The sequence below is a fragment of the Myroides odoratus genome (assembly GCF_001549985.1).
GTDB lineage: Bacteria > Bacteroidota > Bacteroidia > Flavobacteriales > Flavobacteriaceae > Flavobacterium > Flavobacterium odoratum_A.
In genome coordinates, this window is the sequence record NZ_LROZ01000009.1 from 61,501 (window position 1) to 83,054 (window position 21,554).

20 protein-coding genes are annotated in these 21,554 nt (G+C 35.2%); 18 read left to right on the top strand and 2 right to left on the bottom strand.

Annotated features, from left to right (window positions below):
* Positions 1-11: 11 nt before the first annotated feature.
* The 6 genes from AWV75_RS10930 to purD all read left to right on the top strand — a co-directional run bounded on the left by AWV75_RS10930 (position 12) and on the right by purD (position 8,126).
* Positions 12-1,247 carry an O-antigen ligase family protein gene (locus AWV75_RS10930; RefSeq protein WP_156424193.1) on the top strand — a complete coding sequence of 412 codons (1,236 nt, stop codon included), beginning with the start codon at positions 12-14 and terminating at the stop codon, positions 1,245-1,247.
* Complete coding sequence (locus AWV75_RS10935; protein WP_060874400.1) at positions 1,240-2,502, top strand: O-antigen ligase family protein; 1,263 nt, start codon at positions 1,240-1,242, stop codon at positions 2,500-2,502. The genes AWV75_RS10930 and AWV75_RS10935 overlap by 8 nt, the downstream gene beginning before the upstream one ends.
* Positions 2,478-4,427 (top strand): WecB/TagA/CpsF family glycosyltransferase, encoded by a 1,950-nt coding sequence (locus tag AWV75_RS19140; RefSeq protein WP_231738090.1) that lies wholly within the window; start codon positions 2,478-2,480, stop codon positions 4,425-4,427. The genes AWV75_RS10935 and AWV75_RS19140 overlap by 25 nt, the downstream gene beginning before the upstream one ends.
* Positions 4,424-5,407: a UDP-glucuronic acid decarboxylase family protein gene (locus AWV75_RS10945; RefSeq protein ID WP_060874401.1), complete on the top strand. Its 984-nt coding sequence runs from the start codon at positions 4,424-4,426 to the stop codon at positions 5,405-5,407. Before AWV75_RS19140 ends, AWV75_RS10945 begins: the two co-directional genes overlap by 4 nt.
* Positions 5,407-6,756 carry an exopolysaccharide biosynthesis polyprenyl glycosylphosphotransferase gene (locus tag AWV75_RS10950; RefSeq protein WP_060874402.1) on the top strand — a complete coding sequence of 450 codons (1,350 nt, stop codon included), beginning with the start codon at positions 5,407-5,409 and terminating at the stop codon, positions 6,754-6,756. The genes AWV75_RS10945 and AWV75_RS10950 overlap by 1 nt, the downstream gene beginning before the upstream one ends.
* Before the next feature lie 98 nt (positions 6,757-6,854).
* On the top strand, positions 6,855-8,126 hold the full coding sequence (purD, locus tag AWV75_RS10955) for a phosphoribosylamine--glycine ligase (protein WP_060874403.1): 1,272 nt from the start codon (positions 6,855-6,857) through the stop codon (positions 8,124-8,126).
* A gap of 9 nt (positions 8,127-8,135) precedes the next feature.
* Here the strand turns inward: purD and AWV75_RS10960 are convergent, their stop codons facing one another.
* Complete coding sequence (locus tag AWV75_RS10960; RefSeq protein WP_060874404.1) at positions 8,136-8,366, bottom strand: DUF6341 family protein; 231 nt, start codon at positions 8,364-8,366, stop codon at positions 8,136-8,138.
* Between the two features lie 109 nt (positions 8,367-8,475).
* On the opposite strand from AWV75_RS10960, the gene AWV75_RS10965 reads away from it, so the two are divergent.
* A complete protein-coding gene (locus AWV75_RS10965; RefSeq protein WP_060874405.1) occupies positions 8,476-9,414 on the top strand; it encodes a DUF6427 family protein in 939 nt (312 codons plus the stop codon).
* Here the strand turns inward: AWV75_RS10965 and upp are convergent.
* Positions 9,409-10,062 carry a uracil phosphoribosyltransferase gene (upp, locus tag AWV75_RS10970; RefSeq protein ID WP_060874406.1) on the bottom strand — a complete coding sequence of 218 codons (654 nt, stop codon included), beginning with the start codon at positions 10,060-10,062 and terminating at the stop codon, positions 9,409-9,411. The two genes, AWV75_RS10965 and upp, sit on opposite strands and share 6 nt — an antisense overlap.
* Positions 10,063-10,121: 59 nt before the next feature.
* On the opposite strand from upp, the gene AWV75_RS10975 reads away from it, so the two are divergent.
* The 11 genes from AWV75_RS10975 to argB all read left to right on the top strand — a co-directional run bounded on the left by AWV75_RS10975 (position 10,122) and on the right by argB (position 21,552).
* Positions 10,122-10,727, top strand: a complete 606-nt coding sequence (locus tag AWV75_RS10975) for a DUF4254 domain-containing protein (RefSeq protein ID WP_060874407.1) — start codon at positions 10,122-10,124, stop codon at positions 10,725-10,727.
* Between the two features lie 178 nt (positions 10,728-10,905).
* The gene (locus AWV75_RS10980; protein WP_197429579.1) at positions 10,906-11,949 is read left to right on the top strand and encodes a glycosyltransferase family 9 protein; all 1,044 of its coding nucleotides are present in this window, start codon (positions 10,906-10,908) and stop codon (positions 11,947-11,949) included.
* A gap of 15 nt (positions 11,950-11,964) precedes the next feature.
* Positions 11,965-12,477, top strand: a complete 513-nt coding sequence (locus AWV75_RS10985) for an adenine phosphoribosyltransferase (RefSeq protein WP_060874409.1) — start codon at positions 11,965-11,967, stop codon at positions 12,475-12,477.
* Positions 12,478-12,897: 420 nt separating this feature from the next.
* Positions 12,898-13,734: a hypothetical protein gene (locus AWV75_RS10990; protein ID WP_060874410.1), complete on the top strand. Its 837-nt coding sequence runs from the start codon at positions 12,898-12,900 to the stop codon at positions 13,732-13,734.
* A gap of 721 nt (positions 13,735-14,455) precedes the next feature.
* Positions 14,456-15,292 (top strand): DUF3836 domain-containing protein, encoded by an 837-nt coding sequence (locus AWV75_RS10995; protein ID WP_060874411.1) that lies wholly within the window; start codon positions 14,456-14,458, stop codon positions 15,290-15,292.
* A 442-nt stretch (positions 15,293-15,734) separates the two neighbouring features.
* A complete protein-coding gene (locus AWV75_RS11000; protein ID WP_060874412.1) occupies positions 15,735-16,415 on the top strand; it encodes an N-acetyltransferase in 681 nt (226 codons plus the stop codon).
* A 16-nt stretch (positions 16,416-16,431) separates the two neighbouring features.
* Positions 16,432-17,631, top strand: coding sequence for an argininosuccinate synthase (argG, locus tag AWV75_RS11005; RefSeq protein ID WP_060874413.1), 1,200 nt, complete (start codon positions 16,432-16,434; stop codon positions 17,629-17,631).
* Positions 17,624-18,601 carry an N-acetyl-gamma-glutamyl-phosphate reductase gene (gene argC / locus AWV75_RS11010; protein WP_060874414.1) on the top strand — a complete coding sequence of 326 codons (978 nt, stop codon included), beginning with the start codon at positions 17,624-17,626 and terminating at the stop codon, positions 18,599-18,601. Before argG ends, argC begins: the two co-directional genes overlap by 8 nt.
* 12 nt (positions 18,602-18,613) lie before the next feature.
* Entirely contained in the window at positions 18,614-19,753 is a 1,140-nt protein-coding gene (locus AWV75_RS11015; protein ID WP_060874415.1) for an aspartate aminotransferase family protein, read from the top strand.
* Positions 19,754-19,765: 12 nt separating this feature from the next.
* Positions 19,766-20,764: an acetylornithine carbamoyltransferase gene (locus tag AWV75_RS11020; RefSeq protein ID WP_060874416.1), complete on the top strand. Its 999-nt coding sequence runs from the start codon at positions 19,766-19,768 to the stop codon at positions 20,762-20,764.
* Between the two features lie 2 nt (positions 20,765-20,766).
* The gene (argB, locus tag AWV75_RS11025) at positions 20,767-21,552 is read left to right on the top strand and encodes an acetylglutamate kinase (RefSeq protein WP_060874417.1); all 786 of its coding nucleotides are present in this window, start codon (positions 20,767-20,769) and stop codon (positions 21,550-21,552) included.
* Positions 21,553-21,554 lie beyond the last annotated feature (2 nt).

The window sequence follows — 21,554 nt, forward strand, 5'->3', positions numbered from 1 at the left end:
GAATAAAGAAATTGAAACTAAAGATTCAAGATATAGATGTAATCATTTGGGCATTGTTGTTGCCCATTCTAATCATTGATTCCCTTAATGGTTGGCTATATGAAAATAGTATAGTTACTCCTTTTTCAATTAGTCAAGTGTATAAATTAGTTCTGGTTGGTCTCTTTTTAGTGCGATTGATAAAAACACCTAAGTATCTCTTGTTTGTTTTTGCTTTATTTGCCTTTATGATTTTTCCTACTTGTGTGCAATGGATAAAGGGGATTGTAGATTGGAAGGTCATTATTCAAGACTTGATTTTTGCTTTTAAATATTTGATTACCATTATCGCCTTTTTTTATTTTAAGGTTGTGTTATCCATGGTAGACAAATATAAGATACCCAAATACTTTGTTTGGATTAAGCTCTCCTACTTTGTATTAGCATTGAATCTAAGCTTAAAATTAGTAGGTTTAGGCTATCCAATGTATACCAATGGTAATATTGGGTCACGCGGATTTTTTATTGCGGGAAATGAGATTTCTGCTTTGCTTATTATTTTGGCGTCTATCTTAGGCTATTACTATTGGGTGATTAATAAAAATTGGCGCCTTTTTGTCTTGTATGGTGTTCTTAGTTTTTTATTGGGACTTCTCATCAGTTCTAAAACAGGAATGTTGGGGATTATACTGGTTCATATGTTAATCATTGGTAGTACAGTTACCCTTGATTTTAGCCAGAAAAAGACCTTCAAACGATTGTTATACGTCCTATTTTCTGGTGTACTTTGCTTGAGCGGAATTGTATTATTTGTTAAACACTCAGCCATTATGGCTCGTTATATGTATTTCTGGGATAAAATGGATTTTCTTACTTTTATTCTCTCAAGTAGAAACATTTTTTTAGCGGAAATGCTCCCTATTTTCGAAACTAGTTATTCTCGCTTAGAGCAATGGATTGGCGTAGGAAATTACAGGTTTGAAGCTTTAGCAAATCAAAAAATTGAAATTGATGTGCTTGATATTCTATTCACCTATGGGTATTTAGGTGCATTACTCTTTTGTGGACTAATAACTGCGTACCTTGTAAACCTTGCAAAACAGGTGAAATACAGTCGTTTTTTTTTATATGCAAAATTAAGTCTCCTATGCTGTCTGGTGCTTGTTTTATTGTCTTGTCTTTCAGGTCATATTTTTAATTCAGGGATTGCGGGTATATTCATTGGCTTTGTTTTGTCTCTAGCCTATTATAAGAAATCAGATGGATAAAAAATTTGTTTTATATGCCGCAGCATTATTTGGAGTGATCACCCCTATTTATACGAAATTAGGAAATGTTGCTTTGGGGCTTTTTGCTGTATTAATGGTCGTTTATTTACTAAAAAAAGGCCAGCGATTTTCACCAAGCCTATCGAATGTTAGTAAAATAATTTTTGGTACAACTATTTTTATTATTGCTTTACTGCTGATTGGCTTGCTCTATACGGAGTATGTAAGCCGTGCAATTAAGTTATTTGAAAATTATTTGTCCTACATTTTAGTGCCTCTTATCTTTATGTTTGCTCCTTTTGATTTGCTCCAAGGTGTAAGAGAAAAGGGCACGCGATTTTTTGTATATGGTTGCGTAATCAGCAGTCTTGTTTTGTTAGGGCACAATTTTTATAGCTACTTTTTAGCTAAGGGAGAATGGGTAATAGAAGAAGACTTATTTGGTTATTATTATACCTACCACGAATTTGCTTCATTGCTCAAGTTTCATCCAACACTCCTGGGAACATACTATGTTTTCGCTCTTGTGATTCTTAATGAAACGAAAGAGTGGCTAAATGAATATGCGAAATTTGGCATCAGTTGCGTTTTAGTTTTGTGTATTCTATTTCTCAATTCTAGAGCGGTATATTTGATACTCGCTTTATATGGGGTATACTACTTCATTCAACGTGGAAAACTCCTGTATGCAAAGCGTAAAGGATTATTGGCAGGGCTTATTGTGTTATTAGGCGCTCTGATGTCTGTAGGAGTAATTTTAGTGAAAGATACCTATATCTATGAACGTATGACAGATCAGTTGATTTGGGAGCTTGAAGAGAATAAAGGGACGCTTTATGACGATCAACATACAAATGATAGTAGAGTTTCACGTTGGGAGGCCATTTACGAACATGCCATGCAAAAACCATGGATGGGCTATGGCTCAGGGAGTGAGGATGAAGAGGTTTTGAAGGCGTATAAAGAAGATAATTTGCAACATGCTCTGGAATCTGAATATGGACCGCATAATCAATACTTATCTTTCTTATTGGAGTATGGACTCATCGGATTGGGATGCTTTGTCTTTTATTTGTGCTATCAATTGCGATTGGCACTCTTACACAAGGATATCATCTATTTTTGTTTAGTTGCTGCGATTGCGATATCTTGTATTTTTGATTCGGTACTCTATCTCAATACGAATATTATCTTTTTTGCGTTCTTTGGGAATCTATTTACCTTTTTAAGTTGGAGAAACAAAACGACAGATTAATTATAGGATGCAGTATTTTTTTAGTACTGCAATTACTGCTAGATTTCATTGGAACTCGTCTAATTGATCCACAACAAGGAGCTATGTTTATTAGCGTGGCTAAAGGAATAAAAGTGTTGGTTTTGATGTTGATGTGTGGAGTTTTAATTAGGCGAAACGTGTATCAACCTCTTTATGGCTTACTTGTTTTAGGAGGTATGGCTATACTTGGGCAGTGGCTGTTGTATCCGCATTGGTCTGAAATTCCTTGGTTGACAATACTCCGGGAATGGATGTTGTATGGAGGTGGAATTGTGATGGCTTTCTTTTTCAAATCTTTGTATTTGAAGGGCACATCGAGCGCTTTTACTTTTATCTTGCGTTTGACCTTGGGAGTTATTGTTGCTGTTTGTTGTTCCATCATCATCGGCTTTATCTTTGAAATTCTGCTTTTTAAAACCTATCGGGGTGGACTGCGATTTGGCTATACCGGCTTACTTCATAAATCAGTAGCAGCCACCTATTTCTTTATTGGGAGTATTTGTCTTAGCTATTACTATGCCTATATACAGCAAAGGTGGAGTACTTGGTTGTTTTATCTCATTTTGGGCTCGTCCTTTTTAGTGGGAACGAAGGGAATTTATCTGTTTCATGGACTTTTCTTCCTCTACATCGGCTGGACCTATCGATGGTATAAAAAAATAGCCTTTTATCTGGGGGTAGTTGGCGTGTGTTTGGGGGCTATTCTTTTGGGAATATACAATAAAATTGAGTATAGTACGACTTATAAGCTGTTTCAATCTATTTATCAAGAACACGGACTTGTAACAAGCTTGATGAGTTTTCGAAATGAAATCTTTGCAGAAAAAGCAACACTATACGGTCAAAGATGGCTGTTTGGAAACTATTTTGTAGGAGGAAAACTACCTGAATTAGGCTTGTTTGAGATGAGTTTTGTTGATTTATATGTTTTTTTTGGAGGGTTTGGCCTGATTTATGTATTATTCTTATACTATAAGAGTAGTATTATTCTCTATAAGGAGAATAAGGAAAAACAATATCTCTTTTTTTGTTCTATGAGTGTTTTAATAATTAGTATTTTTGTAGGGCAATTATTTGTTAATTTTTCATCCCTATTTTTTATTCTTTGGGTTTTGTTTTTAATAAATAATGGAAAAATAGTAAAAAAAATAAACGAATCAGTGGAAGCGACACAACACTTTTTTGATATCGACATTGCGAATTTGACAATGTCGGAGACTATTGCTGTTATCAATAAATCCATTGATAACAAACAACCTATCTTACATATTGTGGTCAATGCTGCTAAGTTAGTTAATATGCAACATGATGAGGAACTCAAAGAGAGTATCCTCAAAGCTGATTTAGTTAATGCGGATGGTATGGCCGTTGTTTGGGCGTCTAAAATATTAGGAAAACCATTGAAAGAAAGGGTTGCCGGTATTGATCTTTTCGATAATTTGGTTAAAAATGCCAGTGAAAGAAACGAAAAAATATTTCTTTTAGGAGCGAAAGAAGATGTGGTTACGGAGGTAGCGAGAATTTATGCTGCAAAGTATGGAGAAGAAATCATCGGTGGATTCAGAAATGGATATTTTACTGCAAGTGAAGAGCAAGAAATTGTAGAGGCTATTGTGAAAAGTCAATCGACGTATCTTTTTGTAGCGATGAGTTCACCAAAAAAGGAAATATTTTTATCTACGTATAAAGAAGCATTGAGTTCCGTAGGCTTTATTATGGGAGTTGGTGGGAGTTTTGACGTAATTTCAGGTAAGGTAAAAAGAGCACCTGTATGGATGCAAAAAATTGGCATGGAGTGGTTTTATCGCTTTTTACAAGAACCAAAACGCATGTGGAAAAGAAGCTTTGTCGATAATGGCAAGTTTCTTGGATTAATAGCAACAGAATTAATACGAAAAAAATGAAACGCATTTTAATAACAGGAGCAGCTGGTTTTTTGGGATCTCATTTATGTGATCGATTTGTAGCGGAGGGATTCCATGTCATTGGAATGGATAATTTGATTACGGGTGATTTGAAAAATATTGAACACTTGTTTTCTAATGCACATTTTGAGTTTTATCATCACGATGTAACGAAATTTGTACATGTTCCTGGTACATTGGATTATATTCTTCACTTTGCTTCACCTGCCAGCCCCATTGACTACTTGAAGATACCCATTCAAACATTGAAAGTGGGATCCTTAGGTACTCATAACTTATTGGGATTAGCTCGTGTAAAAAAAGCGCGTATTTTAATTGCTTCTACTTCAGAGGTATATGGTGATCCTTTAATTCACCCACAGACAGAGGAATATTATGGCAATGTGAATAGTATTGGTCCAAGGGGCGTGTACGATGAAGCGAAGCGCTTTCAAGAGTCTATTACTATGGCTTATCATACGTTTCACGGCTTAGAGACTCGAATTGTGCGTATTTTTAATACCTATGGTCCTCGTATGCGACTCAATGACGGAAGAGTAATCCCCGCCTTTATTGGACAAGCCTTGAGAGGGGAAGATTTAACTGTTTTTGGCGATGGAAGCCAAACGCGTTCCTTCTGTTATGTAGAGGATCAAGTGGAAGGTATCTATCGCTTGTTATTGTCAGATTATCATCTACCTGTGAATATTGGTAATCCAGATGAAATCTCCATCTTAGATTTCGCCAAAGAAATTATTCGCCTAACTGCGAGTGAACAAAAAATAATTTACAAAGAATTGCCAATAAATGACCCATTACAACGTTGTCCTGATATAACCAAAGCACAAACTATTTTGGGATGGACACCTAAGATTGGTCGTGCAGAGGGGATGCAGCGAACATTAGCCTATTTTAAGGCATTTACATCCGCTGATTTAGCAAGAGAAGAACACAAAGATTTTTCAAATTACATCTATTAATGAGTAAAAAAGCAGGTAGGTATTCGTATATCATACGTCCATTGACTACATGCATTGATTTAATTACAATCAATGTTATGGCACAAGTGTGGTTTTCCACCTTGACGGAGCAACACTATTTGTTTCATCTTGTGTTGTCTTTGGGGTGGCTTATTGCTGCAGGATTAAGTGACTATTACGAAGTATATCGACATACAAAGACTGTGCATGTTGCAGAAAAAGTATTTAAACAATTTGTCTTTCAGTTTATATTAGTGGCTTCTTATAATGGCCTTTTTGATCGATTTGCTGAAATAAGAGATTTAATTGGTTATGGAATCTCTATTTTCGTCATTATTTGTAGCATCAAGTTCACTATTTTCTTTTTGCTTAAATACATTAGAAAATTTCTAGGCGGAAACTTTAGAAATATTGTTTTATTAGGAAATGGACGAGAAATTAGCAATCTAAAATCTGTATTGTTAAAGCGAACGGACTTAGGATATCGTATTAATAATCATTTCTATAGTTTAGAAGACGAAAGTTTAGAGGATTTAAAACAATATTTATCGCTCAATCTAGTCGATGAACTTTTTATACAGTTCTCCTTGACCAAAGAGAAGAATTTTTTAGAAATACTAGAATTTGCTGATAATAGCATGATTACGGTTCGTTATGTACCGACGCAAAAAGATATTTTAAACAACAATTTGAAGATTGAGTACTACGATTTAATTCCAGTAGTTCCTCGACGTGTAATCCCACTGGATAAGCCCTATAACAAGTTGCTGAAACGCCTATTTGACCTTGTTTTTTCATTTCTTGTGATTGTATTTATCTTGTCATGGCTGATCCCTTTAGTTGCTATTTTAATCAAAAGAGAATCCAAAGGACCAGTTTTCTTTAAACAAAAGCGAACGGGCTTAAATGACGAAGAGTTTTTGTGCTATAAATTCCGATCGATGCGTATGAATGATGATTGCGATAAACAACAAGCTACGCGAAATGATCAGCGAATTACGAAAATTGGTGCGTTTTTACGCAAATCGAGTTTGGATGAGTTTCCTCAGTTTATCAATGTATTCTTTGGGGATATGTCTATTGTGGGACCTCGACCGCATATGGTGGTTCACACAAAGATGTATTCAAAACGCGTGAGTCGATTTATGTTGAGACATTTGGTCAAACCAGGTATTACCGGAATGGCTCAAACGCATGGTTATCGCGGTGAAATAGAAAATGATAGGGATATTATCAATCGTTTTAAATACGACTTGTTTTACTTAGAAAACTGGTCTATTTTATTGGATTTGAAGATTATTTATTTGACCGTTTACAATGTTTTTGCTGGAGAAGAAAAAGCGTACTAAATGCTTTTTATCAAGTTGTTCTTCTTATTCTTAGGAACTTTTTCTTTATTCGTTTTTTTATAATTATTTTTGAACCATAATAACAAACAACACAAGTGATGAAAATTTTATTATTAGGTTCAGGCGGGCGCGAACATGCTCTTACATGGAAGATGTTACAAAGTCCACAGTGTGAAGCTGTATTTGTAGCTCCTGGAAATGCAGGAACAGCTCAAATTGCTCAGAATATTGCTATCAATCCCAATGATTTTGAAGCTGTAAAACAAGTGGTTTTAACGCATCACATCGATATGGTAGTGGTTGGACCAGAAGATCCTTTAGTAAAGGGAATTGTGGATTTCTTTAAACAAGATGAAGCAATTCAACATATTCCTGTAATTGGACCTTCAAAAGAGGCTGCACAATTAGAGGGAAGTAAAGATTTTGCAAAAGAATTTTTAATCAGACATCAAATTCCTACTGCTGCGTATCAAAGTTTTACAAAAGATACCGTAGAAGAAGGAAAGCGATTCCTAGAAACCCTTAAAGCACCTTATGTTTTAAAAGCAGATGGTTTAGCTGCTGGTAAAGGAGTTGTCATCTTAGAAGATCTAAATGAGGCAAAAGCGGAATTAGAAACGATGTTGGTGGATGCTAAATTCGGTGATGCAAGTTCAAAAGTAGTGATTGAAGAATTTTTATCGGGAATCGAATTGAGTTGTTTTGTATTAACAGATGGAAAATCATATCAATTACTTCCAACGGCTAAAGATTATAAACGCATCGGAGAAGGAGATAAAGGATTGAATACCGGAGGTATGGGAGCCGTTTCACCCGTGCCATTTGCAACAGCTGAATTCTTGAAAAAAATAGAAGATCGCATTGTTATTCCTACAGTAGAAGGGATTAAAAATGATCAATTAGATTATAAAGGATTTATTTTTATTGGAATCATCAAAGTAGGAGAAGATCCATTTGTTATTGAATATAATGTTCGTATGGGAGATCCTGAAACAGAGGTTGTTATGCCTCGAGTGAAGTCGGATTTAGTAGCCTTGTTCCAAGCAATTGCCAAAGAGGAATTGGATACCATGACGATTGAATTAGATGCACGCAGCGCAACAACTGTCATGCTTGTATCAGGAGGATATCCAGAAGATTATGAAAAAGGAAAAGTAATTACAGGTATTGAACAAGTAGAAGATTCTATTGTTTTCCATGCAGGAACAGCATTAAAAGAAGATGCAATTGTTACCAATGGTGGACGTGTACTTGCTGTTACTTCGTATGGAAATAACTACGATGAGGCATTAAAAAAATCTTATCAAAATATAGATAAACTAAATTTTGATAAGATTTATTATCGAAAAGATATCGGATTCGATCTTTAAGATAGTGGATTACTTTAGAAATGAGTGGGCTGTCGTATCTTGTGTATCTTCGTTATTTGATTTAAATAATTGTAATTTTTTTAACCAAAATACGAAGAAGTAGCAAGTAATTAGGATGAAAATCCAAGTAATGATGTTTGCAGTCCACCAGTTCTTAAGTTCTAGTTTTGCAAAGATATCCATTGGGATAAAAAGTACTTTTTCAAACAAGAATCCTAAACCATTAAAAAATGAAGTCATTGTCCTTTATTTTTAAATTAGATAATATTATTTGCATTTTTATAATATTTAGTAAGAATACAAAATACCCAAAGAAACAAATAGTACTACAAAAATATAAAATATATACATGTTAGCAAGTATTTTTAGTAAAACTAGACCGATTAACTATATCATGCTTACGCTTTTAATCGTGACAGGCTATAGTTTATTTATTGGTTTAGATTTTAGCATGGAATGGACAACATTCGAAATCATCAAAAGAGGGGGTGTTTTAGTGTTGTTATTGCTGATGATGTATATTTCTCAATTTATTGTTTCTAGAAATAGATTGGTGGATGACTCAGCATATGTACCGCTTATTTTTACGAGCTTTTTGTTTATTTTTCCCACTTCTTTTGAGAATGTAAGGGTCATTGTTGCCAGTTATTTTATTCTTCTGGCCTTGCGTCGTATTTTTTCACTTCACTCTTTAAAGCAGTCAAAGGAAAAGTTATTAGATGCTTCGTTGTGGATTTGCTTTGCTAGTCTATTCCACTTTTGGAGTATTTTATATTTTATCCTTCTATTTTATGCCATCGCCTTTTTTGGAGCAAAAGACTATAGAAATTGGGTGATTCCACTAGTGTCTTTTTTAGGCGCTTCTATTTTCTTAAGCCTTTACTTGTTAATCCAAGAGGTGCATTTTATCGATTGGTGGACAGAACGAGTACAAATTAGTTTTGACTTTATGTATTTTGACAATGTTTTTCAAAATATTGCTCTAGCGGTGTTTGTTTCTATTGCGTTACTATATGCTGTTTCTCAAGCATTAGCCATCAAAAGCAAACCGTATAATATGCAAAACACCTACAAGAAAATCATTTTGTCATTTCTTATAGGTGCTGTTATTTATGTTATTTCGGCAGATAAATCCAATGGGTTACTGCTGTTTACTTTCTTTCCGTTAGCTATTTTAGGAGCCAATTACATTGAAAGTATTCCACAACGCTGGCGAAAAGAAGCCAATGTTTACAGTGTTTTCTTGATTGGGGTATTTTTCTACCTGATGCAATTGTTCATCTTATAGTTTTTGACCATAAGCTAAATCACCAGCATCTCCTAAACCAGGAACGATGTAATTGTGATCATCTAGCTTTTCATCTAGGGTTGCTACCCATAAATGTACATTAGCAGGTAATTGTTGCTCCAGGTATTCAATTCCTTCTGGTGCTGCAATAACTACTGCAATATGCAATTCTTTAGGTTGTTCTTCTGTCATTAATTTTTGGATGACTGCTACCAATGATTGTCCTGTTGCCAACATGGGATCAATTAGAATGAGAATCTTATCCTGAAAGGATGGAGCAGCTTGGTATTCAACCAAAATTTGACCTGCTTCTCCATGTTTACCATGGCGACGGTAAGCCGAAACGAACCCATTTTCAGCATCGTCAAAGAAGTTCATAAAACCAGTGTGTAAGGCTAATCCTGCACGGAGGATTGAACAAAGAACAACATTGTCCTCAATACAAGTGGTGTGTTTTATTCCGAGTGGTGTCTGAACAGCAACGGCTTTATATGGTAGCTTTTTGCTCAATTCGTATGCCATAATTTCTCCAATTCGTTCGATGTTTTTTCGAAAGCGCATACTGTCTTTCTGAATGGTAACATCGCGAAGTTGTGCTAAGAAATGATTTAAAATGCTATTCTCCTCTGAAATATAGTGAATTTTCATAACGGTATAATTAGTACCATAAAAGTATTAAAACTATATTTGTAAATAAAATTATTCATATGTTTTCAGAATTAGCATTTCCGATATTCGAAGAGAGTATTCGTGATTACCATAAATACGACAATGTAGATCAGCCAATTAGCAATCCATATCCAAAGGATGATATTAAACATTTATTGTATTTAAAAAATTGGATTGATACCGTTCAGTGGCATTTTGAAGATATTATTCGTGATCCGCAAATTGATCCTGTTGCTGCATTGGCTTTAAAAAGAAGAATTGACGCATCAAATCAAGAGAGAACGGATATGGTAGAGTACATTGATAGTTACTTTTTGAATAAGTATAAAGAGGTACAAGTAAAACCAAACGCTAAAATTAATTCAGAGAGTCCAGCTTGGGCAATTGACCGTTATTCTATCTTAGCGTTGAAGATTTACCACATGCGTGAGGAAGCTACAAGACCTGAAGCAACACCAGAACACAGAGCAAAATGTCAAGAAAAATTAGATGTTTTGTTGGAACAAAAACAAGATTTATCTACTGCAATTGACGACTTATTACAAGACATCGCTGCTGGAGATAAATACATGAAAGTGTATAAACAAATGAAAATGTATAACGATGAGGAATTAAACCCCGTGTTATATCAAAATAAAAAATAAGAAATAGAAAAGGCATATGGGAATTACGATATGCCTTTTTTAATGCAGAAAAGTCTGTGCTAGCATAGAAAAAGAGCAGGAGAGAAATATCATTTTTTTGTATCGGTAAAAAAAATTACTTTTGTTTGCTAAAGCGTGGATAATCACGCTTTTCTTGTTTAAGATAAATCATATTTTAGTGAAAGGTTTACAACATATCGTTATTTTTAGATTATCCGCTATGGGAGACGTAGCGATGACTGTACCTGTAATTCGAGCGTTAATCGAACAACATCCTACTATACGTGTAACGGTCGTTTCACGACCTTTTTTCAAACCTTTTTTTAAAGGTATTGACCGCGTGGATTTCTTTCCTGTGGATGTGAAGAAAAAACACAAAGGATTTTTAGGGTTGATTCGTTTATATCAAGACATTAAAAGAGTAAAACCGGATTATTTTGCCGATTTCCACAATGTATTGCGTGCACAAATTGTTCGTACTTTATTTAAGTTATCAGGGGTTCCAACAGCAGCTTTAGATAAAGGAAGAGCAGCAAAAAAAGCATTGACTCGCGCTGAAAATAAGATATTTAAACCCGTACAAATAATGGTTGAAAATCATTGTGAAACACTGAAGCAGTTAGGTTTTTCGGTATCCTTAGCGCAACCGAATTTTCCAGAGAAGGCTCCATTAGCCCCAGAATTAGAAGTTTACAGTAAAGAGCAGCACAAAACGTGGATTGGTATTGCGCCTTTTGCCCAATATGATAGTAAAGTGTACCCATTGGATTTGATGCAGCAAGTGGTTGATGAATTGGCAGAACAAGAAAATCACTTGATTTTCTTATTTGGAGGTGGAGAAAAGGAAATTGCCTTATTAAACCAATTGAAACGCGACAATGACAATGTGATTGTAATGGCTGGAAAAGTGAAATTAGAGGTGGAAATGAACTTGATTCAGCATTTAGATGTGATGCTATCTATGGACTCTGGGAATGCCCATATTGCAGCAATGTTAGGCGTAAAAGTCGTAACTTTATGGGGTGCCACACATCCTTATGCTGGTTTTGCGCCATTTAATCAACCAATGGATTATTGTATAACAGCGGATCGCAATCAATATCCTTTATTGCCCACGTCAGTGTATGGAAATAAAAAGGTAGAAGGATATGAAGAGGCTATGCGAACGATTGATTCTACAATAGTATGTAAGAAAGTGTTGGAAGTAGCACAGCAAAAATAAAATAATTTAGTCATGATGAAGATTGAAGATTATATTAGAAACATTCAGGATTTTCCAAAAGAAGGTGTAGGGTTTAAAGATATCACCCCTCTCTTAAATAGTCCTGAAGCAATGGAAGAAGCAACGAAGCGATTATTAGCATTAGTAGGAAATAAGAAGGTAGATCGTGTTGTGGGGATGGAAAGTCGTGGTTTTTTCTTTGCTACTTTATTGGCTAAGGAATTAGGTGCTGGTTTTGTGCCCGTTAGAAAACCTAAAAAATTGCCTTTTGACACCATTGCCCAAGAATATCAACTAGAATATGGAATGGATATTCTTGAAATGCATGCAGATGCAATAAAACCAGGCGAAAAAGTCTTAATTCACGATGATGTTTTAGCAACAGGTGGTACAGCAGAAGCAGTTTGCAAGTTGGTGGAACGTTTAGGAGGAGAAATAGTACAACTCAATTTCTTGATGGAGCTTTCTTTTTTACATGGACGTGATAAGCTGCAGTCTTATGAGGTAAAGTGTTTATTGACTTATTAGCATAACCCTTGAATTTACATTCAAGTTCAATATAGAAAAGACGTATAGTGTGCACTATACGTCTTTTTTTTGGATAAAATGAAGCAGAAAGTAAACCTCTTTTTCAAACAATACTGCGGTTTGAGAGGTTTATACTAACTATATTTTCTATTTTAAAGTGCATTCATTTAGCTATTTAAAGCCAATTTATCATTTTGAACCTCAATTGAAAGGCGGTAGAAGAACATGTATTTTCTTTTTGTTTTGTAAGTGTTATTATTTTAAAAATACATGCATTTTCGGGATGTTTTTTACTTGTATTGCAAAAATTACTTTTTTGTTTTTAGAATTATAGGAAAGCATGAAAAATGTATTTTTAATTGATATCTAGTTGATTATAAGTGATTTATTTGTTTATTATAATATTTAAACGAAGTGATTATGAGAATTTTCAATGGTATGGTGTTTTGTTTTTTAGTTTTGTTTTTTACTAATTGCTCTTCTGCCGATGAACAGAGTGAACTAGAAAAAGAGGATGTACTTGTAGTAAGTAGAATGATGTATACTTATGAAGTTACATCTATAGCAGATGGAGAACATCAGGTTTTTTATAAGGAACCAACTCGATATATTTCTTATGACAGCAAAGGAAGAATTGCTTTTATAGATAAAATAGAACGATTGGATATGAGCCAAGAGCATAAGGATAGGAACTATACTAAAACAGCTTATCATTATGATGATACAGGAAAATTAGTTACCCTAACGTGTATAGATGCAAAAAGTATGGAGGTATTAAATAAGCTGAACTTGAAGTATAATAGTTTGGGATGGATGGTTCAATCAGTGGATGAAATAGAAAGGACAGTTACAGATTATGGGTATAATATGAAGAATGAGATCATCTCAATCAAAAGTAAGGGGAACAACCAAACAATTGATCTGAACTTAACCTATAATGACACAGGAAATCTAATAGGGGTTTACGATATAGCTGATTTGAACAAGAAGAACAACATCGATTCTTCTACTGAGGAAAGTTTCTATAGTACTAAGAATTTAGATTTTTTAAATTCACATTTTAGCTCAATACCTTGGGTGAATACAGAAATGGAGCAGGGATTTTTAGCATGTGATGGTAAAATCTGGGTAGTCACAAATACTTTTTCTAAGGAGAATCCTTTCTATTCTAAACATGAATTAACTTATAAAGACAATAATGTTACGTTGCGTTACTATTATAGTTTTGTCTATAAAAGGTTACGTATAAAAAAGTAAAGAAAGGATAAGGATCATATAGATTGCGTATTGTGTATATCTAGGGGTTGCACAAATGGACTAGACATTTTTTGTAATTAAACAACAACGCTTGCAAGAGAGTATTAGAATACGCTTTTGCAAGCGTTGTTGTTTAATGAACAGGCTAAATTAGTAGCTAGAAATAAAGGGCTAATTTGTATCAGTGAACAGGAGAACTACGTTGAGTTATTAGCGTAATGTTGATATATTCTTACGATGATGGTGAAATAGCCTTCGTGCATTAAGAAGTTTCACAATCATGTACTCGTTGTATCTTATTCTTTGCTTTTTTCTTTGCTACTGTAAGGGGTATAATTCAGTAAAAATGGTCTTTTTACGCTATAAATTGAACAGTAAAAAAGAGGTTACTTTATTGTACAAAAAGTAAAAGAAAAGAATTTTATGAGGGTGTAGATTCTTTATAGTAGCTATTTTTTTTGTTGTTTAAAGCTAATTTATCATTTTATATACAACTTGAGATGTTCTTTTTACAAGACGTCGTTGCCAGATTACGTAGCGTGACTTTATGAATTTACTTCGTTTAAAAATAAATGCAATTTTAGGGTGTATTTTAGTTGTATTTTAAAAACTACATTTTTGTTTGTAACAAATAGATATAAGTTAGAAAAATACGTTTAATTGGTAATTATGTGTTTTTAGGTGTTTTTTTTGCTTATTATGTAATTTAAAATAAGTAATTATGAGTTTTTGTAGATTTATTGGAAGTTGCTTTTTAGCGACTTTGTTTTTTAATTGTTCAGTAGATACGCCTAACGATTCAGAAAAAGATTCGCTAATTGTTGTAGATAAAATGGTGCACACGTATGTTATTACACAAAAAGGATTGCTTGAAGAAAACAGACTTCAATACAACATAACCTATACTTTTAATTATGACCAAAAGGGACGGATTACTTTTGTAGATGAGAATAAATACGTTAATGCACTGCCTAATTGGTATCGAAAGTTTGCTAGAACGACCTATACGTATGATGATTCAGGAAAGGTTATTGCTCTTACTTGTGTTGATTCAGAAAACGGGAAAGTGTTGAGTAAATGGAGTTTAGAATATAATAAAGTAGGATTAATCGTTCGATCCGTTGAGGAGGTGAAAAAGGAGGTTGTAACTTATGAATATAACGCAAAACAAGAGGTTGTAGTCATCAAAAGGGAAGAGATGAATAAAGTATCTTGGTTAAGTTTGGAATACAATGTGGCGGGAAATTTAGTTCGAGTTTATCATCCGAATCAGATTCAAGTAGGCGAGACTTTTACTCCTTTAGAAAGTGGATCTAGCAATGAAAATTTAGATTTTTTGTATTCTAAATGCCCTTATGGTATTCAATTTGTACCTTGGATTGATACGAAAAGCACAGCTAATTTCATGAATTGTAATGGTAGAATATGGAAGATTGGTAACTATTACTCTAATGACTTTATGTTGCCTTCATCACACGAAGTTCACTCTGAAGATGATCAGGAAATCATGGTCCATTTGTACAGGCTCGACTACAAGGAAATACAGGTAAAAGAGTAAAAATATAGGATAAATAAAATAGAGAAGTAAATTTTTTTTAGCAACACCTCATTTTAAAGTGCAGATAGATAGAGGTTTACTTGATTGTTGGTGTAATGTTATTTTTTTTTAAAAATACTTGCATATTAAAATTATTATTAGAAAACTTTGTACCAACCCTTAAGGGTATACACAAGAAATGAAGAAAACAGTATTACATACTACTTTTGAAATGAACAGCATAGCTTCTGCTACTGCTGCTGTTTTCTTGTTATCTACTTCGCGGTCATCGCGGTCACGGGCTTAATTTCTTTAAGCTTTCTTTTTCTTTGGGAACACTAGGTCTCCCAAACCAATAAATCTATCAAATTTTAATGTATTTCAACGAGATTGAAAGAGAGATTCATGCGTTTTAGCAGGTTCTGATTTTTGCTTTGTTGAATTCTAACTATCTGTTTTTGAGATGAATTCAAATCAGTTTATCGTTATACCAGCGAATGAAACACACGTTGGTTATGCTGCACAAATATGCGAGGAGATGGCACTTTCTGCCCAAGCGCGTGGTACGGGAATTGCAAGAAGAAAACCTGAATATGTGGCAAACAAAATGCTGGAAGGTAAGGCCGTTATCGCCTTGCATCAAGATGGAACTTGGGCTGGATTTTGTTATATCGAAACATGGAGTCATGGTGAATATGTTGCCAATTCCGGATTGATTGTCAATCCTGTATTCAGAAAAGAAGGCTTAGCCAAAGCAATTAAAAAGCGAATTTTTGAACTCTCGAGAACCAAATATCCTCAAGCTAAAATTTTCGGATTAACAACAGGGCTAGCCGTCATGAAAATTAATTCTGACCTCGGTTATGAACCCGTTCCCTATTCTGAACTTACTCAGGATGAGTCTTTTTGGAAAGGCTGTGAGAGTTGTATCAATTTCTCTATTTTACAGAGTAAGGAACGAAAAAATTGTTTGTGTACCTCTATGCTTTGGGACCCTATCGAAAAAGAAAAAGAGCTTCGAACTAAAATAGATCAAAAGACAAAAGCCAAAGAACGATTAAAAGAAATGCAGAAGAAGTATTCTTTACTGAAAAGACTGCAAATGAAGATTAAGCAAACAGTAAAGAAAACACATCTATTTTGAATTTTTAAACCAGAACATGATGAATAAAAAAATAGTTTTAGCTTTTAGTGGTGGATTAGATACGAGTTTCTGTGTCATTTACCTCAAAGAAGAATTGGGATATGAAGTACATTCTGTAGTTGTGAATACAGGAGGTTTTTCCCAAGAGGAGTTAAAAGAAATTGAAGCCAAAGCTTACAAATTGGGCGTGGCTTCTCATACAACGATTGATGAAACGCAAGCGTATTACAAGGCTTGTGTAAAATACTTGATATTTGGAAATGTACTAAAAAATGCAACGTATCCTCTATCTGTTAGTGCAGAGCGTGTTTGTCAAGCTACAGCTATTGCAAATTACGCCAAGAAAATCAAGGCTACTGCTGTAGCGCATGGTAGTACTGGAGCGGGAAATGATCAGGTGCGTTTTGATATGATTTTCAATATCTTAATTCCTGCAATAGAGATTATCACTCCGATTCGCGATTTAAAATTGAGTAGAGAGGAAGAGATTGATTATTTAGCGAAGCACGGGGTTGAAATAAATGCGGAGAAAGCAAAATATTCTATTAACAAAGGATTGTGGGGAACTTCAGTAGGGGGTAAAGAAACCTTAACTTCTAATCTATATTTACCAGAAGAAGCATGGCCAACTCCAGTGAGCAAAACAACCTCTGAGGTTGTTGAAATTGTGTTTGAACACGGAGAGCCAATTGCCTTAAATGGTGTTCCAATGCCCTCGACTGAAGTCATCCAACAACTTCAAGAACTCGCACAACCCTTCGGTATTGGTAGAGATATTCACGTTGGAGATACAATTATTGGAATCAAAGGAAGAGTAGGGTTTGAAGCTGCTGCGCCACTTATTTTAGTGAAAGCACATCACACGCTTGAAAAGCATACCCTTACTAAATGGCAATTGAGTTGGAAAGAACAATTGGGTGCTTTTTATGGTAATTATCTACATGAAGGCCAATTTCATGATCCTATCATGCGTGATTTAGAGGCTTTTTTGACGAGTACGCAACAGACAGTGAATGGAAAAGTAAAGATAGAACTTCATCCTTATCGTTTTGTCATACAGGGAATTGAATCTAAAAATGACTTGATGTCTAATGCATTTGGGAGTTATGGAGAAATGAATAATGCCTGGTCTGGAGAAGATGTTAAGGGATTTTCTAAAATATTTGGGAATCAAGTGATGATTTGGCATAAAGTAAATCAACAAGAAGATGAATAAGGATAAAATCAAAGTAGGTATTGTTGGTGGAGCAGGTTACACAGGAGGAGAGCTTCTTCGTCTGTTGCTGAATCACCCTGCCGTTGAGCTGGTGTTTGTCCATTCCAATAGTCACGCAAATAAACCCGTTTATACGGTGCATACGGATCTATTTGGCGATACAAATTTGTTGTTTACTGCTGATTTAAAGGAGGATATTGACCTTGTTTTCTTGTGTTTGGGACATGGAGATGCTCGTGTATTTCTACAAGAAAATACGTTCGGAAAGTCAGTGAAAATAATCGACCTAAGTCAGGATTTTAGATTGAAAAAGGACGATAATCCCTTTATTTACGGATTGCCAGAATTAAATAGAGAGCAGCTTAAAAAGGCAAATTACATTGCGAATCCAGGTTGTTTTGCGACGGCAATTCAATTGGCGTTATTGCCTTTAGCGACTCACCAAGTTTTGCCTAGTACGGTGCATATACAAGCGGTTACAGGATCAACAGGAGCAGGACAAAGTTTAGCTTCTACTTCTCATTTTAGTTGGAGAGCTAATAATCTATCGGTGTATAAAGCATTTACACATCAACATTTAGGTGAGATAGGCGAAAGTTTACACCAATTGCAACCTGAGCTGGAGCCAGCGCTCAAGTTTATACCAGAACGAGGTGATTTTGCAAGAGGGATATTTGTTAGCGCTATCTTGGAGTCAACGTTGAGTTTAGCAGCATTGCAGACGATGTATACCCAATACTATGAATCTCATCCGTTCACGCATTTTAGTGAAGAAGCGATTCATCTTAAACAAGTAATAAACACCAATAAATGCTTGATTTCAATTGAAAAACACCATAACGATGTATTGATAACAAGCACCCTTGATAACCTACTGAAAGGAGCTTCTGGGCAAGCAGTCCAAAATATGAATCTTCTTTTCGGTTTAGACGAAAAAACAGGGTTAAACCTTAAAGCATCTGCTTTTTAAACGAGATAAATTATGATGAAATTATATGATGTATATCCTTTGAATCCGATTGAGATTGTCAAAGGACAGGGAAGTTATGTTTGGGATAAAAATGGACAAGCCTATTTAGATTTATATGGAGGGCATGCTGTTATTTCTATCGGGCATACTCATCCTCATTATGTTGAACGTTTAAAAAAGCAACTGGATCAAATAGGATTTTATTCAAACTCAATTGAAATTCCCTTACAGCATCAAGTAGCAGCACTATTGGGAGAAGTTTCAGGGTTACAGGATTATCAATTGTTTTTGTGTAATTCTGGAGCAGAAGCGAATGAAAATGCCTTAAAAATTGCTTCTTTTCATACGGGAAGAAAAAAAGTGATTGCTTTTGAAAAGGCGTTTCACGGAAGAACTTCGTTAGCTGTTGCTGCAACAGACAATGCAAAAATTGTAGCCCCAGTAAATGAAACAGAAAACCTTGTTTTCTTGCCATTTAATAATGAGGATGCGCTAGAAGAAGCCTTTATGACTTATGGAAACGAAGTAGCTGCAGTAATTATTGAAGGAATTCAAGGCGTTGGGGGAATTCAAGTAGCGACTGCTTCTTTTTTACAGCAGATTAGAACTTTAACCACAGAATATGGCGCTGTTTTTATTGCAGATGAAATTCAATGTGGATATGGTAGAACTGGGTCTTTTTATGCGGTTAATGATGAAGGAGTACAAGCGGATATCTATACAATGGCTAAAGGAATGGGGAATGGATTTCCGATTGGTGCCGTTGCCTTAGCTCCTGTGTTTAAACCTTGGCATGGTCAATTGGGAACAACATTTGGTGGAAATCATCTGGCTTGTGCGGCAGCATTTGCTGTTTTAGAGGTTATGCAACAAGATCAATTGTTGCTTCACGCCAAAGAAATTGGAGATTATCTATTGAGCGAATTAAAAAAGCTAGATAAAATACAAGAAGTTAGAGGAAAGGGATTGATGATTGGCATTGATTTTGCACCTGAATTAAAGCATTTACGTCAAGACCTTTTGCTAAAAGATCACATCTTTACGGGGAATGCAAGTCCGAATGTGATTCGCTTGTTACCAGCATTGACATTAAGCGAAACAGATGCAGATCTATTCTTAGAGAAGTTCAGTAAAAGATTACAACACTACTAAAAATACAAACCGATGAAACAATTTTTTTCAGTACACGATATACCTTCTTTGTCTGAAGCGGTGAAAACAGCTTTAGCTTGTAAGGCAAATCCGTTTCAAAATGAAACGTTAGGAAAACACAAAGTAATTGGCTTGATATTTTTGAATCCAAGTTTGAGAACGAGAATGAGTACGCAAAAAGCAGCCATGCAATTGGGTATGCAAGTGATGGTGATGAATATGACCTCAGATGGTTGGGCTTTAGAAACAAAAGATGGGGTAGTCATGGACGGAAATACGGCTGAACACATCAAAGAAGCAGCGGCTGTGATGGGAGAATACTGTGATATTTTAGGCTTGCGTTCTTTTCCTGGTTTACAGGATGCAACCGAAGATTATAGTGAAGAGTTATTGCAGAAGTTTGCCCAATATTGTGGGAAGCCTGTGGTGAGTTTAGAAAGTGCTACGAGACATCCATTACAGAGTTTTACTGACCTCTTAACTATTATTGAAAAAGGAGATTATCGATATGATGAGGTAAAAAAACAATATATCCCACAGCGTAAGAAACCCAAAGTAGTATTGACTTGGGCACCTCATGTGAAAGCATTACCTCAGGCAGTTCCCAATTCATTTGCCGAATGGATGATTCAGGCAGAAAAAGATGGATTGCTTGATTTTGTTATTACTCATCCAGAAGGATATGCTTTAAAAGAGGAGTTTACACAAGGAGCTACGATAACGATGAATCAAAAAGAAGCTTTACAAGACGCTGATTTTATCTATGTAAAGAATTGGTCTAGCTATGAGAATTATGGGCAAATTACCTGTACAGATTCCTCTTGGATGTTGACCTTAGATCATTTGAAGGAAACGAATCAAGCCAAAGTGATGCACTGTTTACCAGTAAGACGTGATTTGGTTATTGCTTCTGAAGTGTTGGATAGTGAGCACGCTATTGTGATTGAAGAAGCGGGAAATAGAGTGTGGGCTGCTCAAGCAGTTTTACAAGAAATGTTGAAAAATAAATAAGCATGCAAAAATTAACCGTAATTAAAATTGGTGGCAATATTGTCGATGACGAAAAGGCATTGACTGATTTCTTGCTGGCTTTTGCGCAAATCAATTCACCTAAGATTTTGGTGCATGGTGGAGGAAAACTAGCAACTAAATTAGCCCGTGACTTGGCTATTCCTACTGAAATGGTGGAGGGAAGAAGGATTACTTCGGAAGCCATGTTGCCAGTTACTGTTATGGTGTATGCGGGACTGATAAACAAGCAAATTGTGGCTCAGTTGCAGCATTATCAATGTGATGCTTTAGGTGTATCTGGTGCTGATGCACAGCTTATCCTGAGTCATAAACGCGCCATAGAACCGATTGATTATGGTTTTGTGGGGGATTTTACTCCGCAAGAAGTCAATAGTACACGTTTACACCAATTTCTAGCATTGGGACTTTGTCCTGTTTTTTCGGCGATTACAGCAGATCAAGAAGGACAATTATTAAATACAAATGCAGATACAATCGCTTCAAACCTAGCCATTTCCTTAGCAACACACTATCAGGTAGAATTGGTGTATTGTTTTGAACATCAAGGTGTATTGCGCGATAGAAAGGATGAACATTCGGTTATTCCTCAGATTCATTCTGCAAATTTCAATCAATTAAAAAACGAAGGGGTTATTTCGGATGGCATGTTACCAAAAATAGCCAATGCTTTAGCAGCAGTTGAGCAAAAAGTACATCAAGTTTGTATCAAGTCAGCTCAAGATCTTTTGAAGCCAACAGCAGGTACCATCATCAGTCAATACATATAAAA

What these genes read in the sequence shown, in the direction of transcription:
- argB (WP_060874417.1), top strand. Translation starts at nt 20,767, where the DNA reads ATGCAAAAATTAACCGTAATTAAAATTGGTGGCAATATTGTCGATGAC.
- AWV75_RS10950 (WP_060874402.1), top strand. Translation starts at nt 5,407, where the DNA reads ATGAGTAAAAAAGCAGGTAGGTATTCGTATATCATACGTCCATTGACT.
- argC (WP_060874414.1), top strand. Translation starts at nt 17,624, where the DNA reads ATGAATAAGGATAAAATCAAAGTAGGTATTGTTGGTGGAGCAGGTTAC.
- AWV75_RS10990 (WP_060874410.1), top strand. Translation starts at nt 12,898, where the DNA reads ATGAGAATTTTCAATGGTATGGTGTTTTGTTTTTTAGTTTTGTTTTTT.
- AWV75_RS11020 (WP_060874416.1), top strand. Translation starts at nt 19,766, where the DNA reads ATGAAACAATTTTTTTCAGTACACGATATACCTTCTTTGTCTGAAGCG.
- AWV75_RS11015 (WP_060874415.1), top strand. Translation starts at nt 18,614, where the DNA reads ATGATGAAATTATATGATGTATATCCTTTGAATCCGATTGAGATTGTC.
- AWV75_RS10960 (WP_060874404.1), bottom strand. Translation starts at nt 8,366, where the DNA reads ATGACTTCATTTTTTAATGGTTTAGGATTCTTGTTTGAAAAAGTACTT.
- AWV75_RS10935 (WP_060874400.1), top strand. Translation starts at nt 1,240, where the DNA reads ATGGATAAAAAATTTGTTTTATATGCCGCAGCATTATTTGGAGTGATC.
- AWV75_RS11000 (WP_060874412.1), top strand. Translation starts at nt 15,735, where the DNA reads ATGAATTCAAATCAGTTTATCGTTATACCAGCGAATGAAACACACGTT.
- argG (WP_060874413.1), top strand. Translation starts at nt 16,432, where the DNA reads ATGATGAATAAAAAAATAGTTTTAGCTTTTAGTGGTGGATTAGATACG.
- AWV75_RS10985 (WP_060874409.1), top strand. Translation starts at nt 11,965, where the DNA reads ATGAAGATTGAAGATTATATTAGAAACATTCAGGATTTTCCAAAAGAA.
- AWV75_RS10995 (WP_060874411.1), top strand. Translation starts at nt 14,456, where the DNA reads ATGAGTTTTTGTAGATTTATTGGAAGTTGCTTTTTAGCGACTTTGTTT.
- AWV75_RS10965 (WP_060874405.1), top strand. Translation starts at nt 8,476, where the DNA reads ATGTTAGCAAGTATTTTTAGTAAAACTAGACCGATTAACTATATCATG.
- upp (WP_060874406.1), bottom strand. Translation starts at nt 10,062, where the DNA reads ATGAAAATTCACTATATTTCAGAGGAGAATAGCATTTTAAATCATTTC.
- AWV75_RS10945 (WP_060874401.1), top strand. Translation starts at nt 4,424, where the DNA reads ATGAAACGCATTTTAATAACAGGAGCAGCTGGTTTTTTGGGATCTCAT.
- AWV75_RS10975 (WP_060874407.1), top strand. Translation starts at nt 10,122, where the DNA reads ATGTTTTCAGAATTAGCATTTCCGATATTCGAAGAGAGTATTCGTGAT.
- purD (WP_060874403.1), top strand. Translation starts at nt 6,855, where the DNA reads ATGAAAATTTTATTATTAGGTTCAGGCGGGCGCGAACATGCTCTTACA.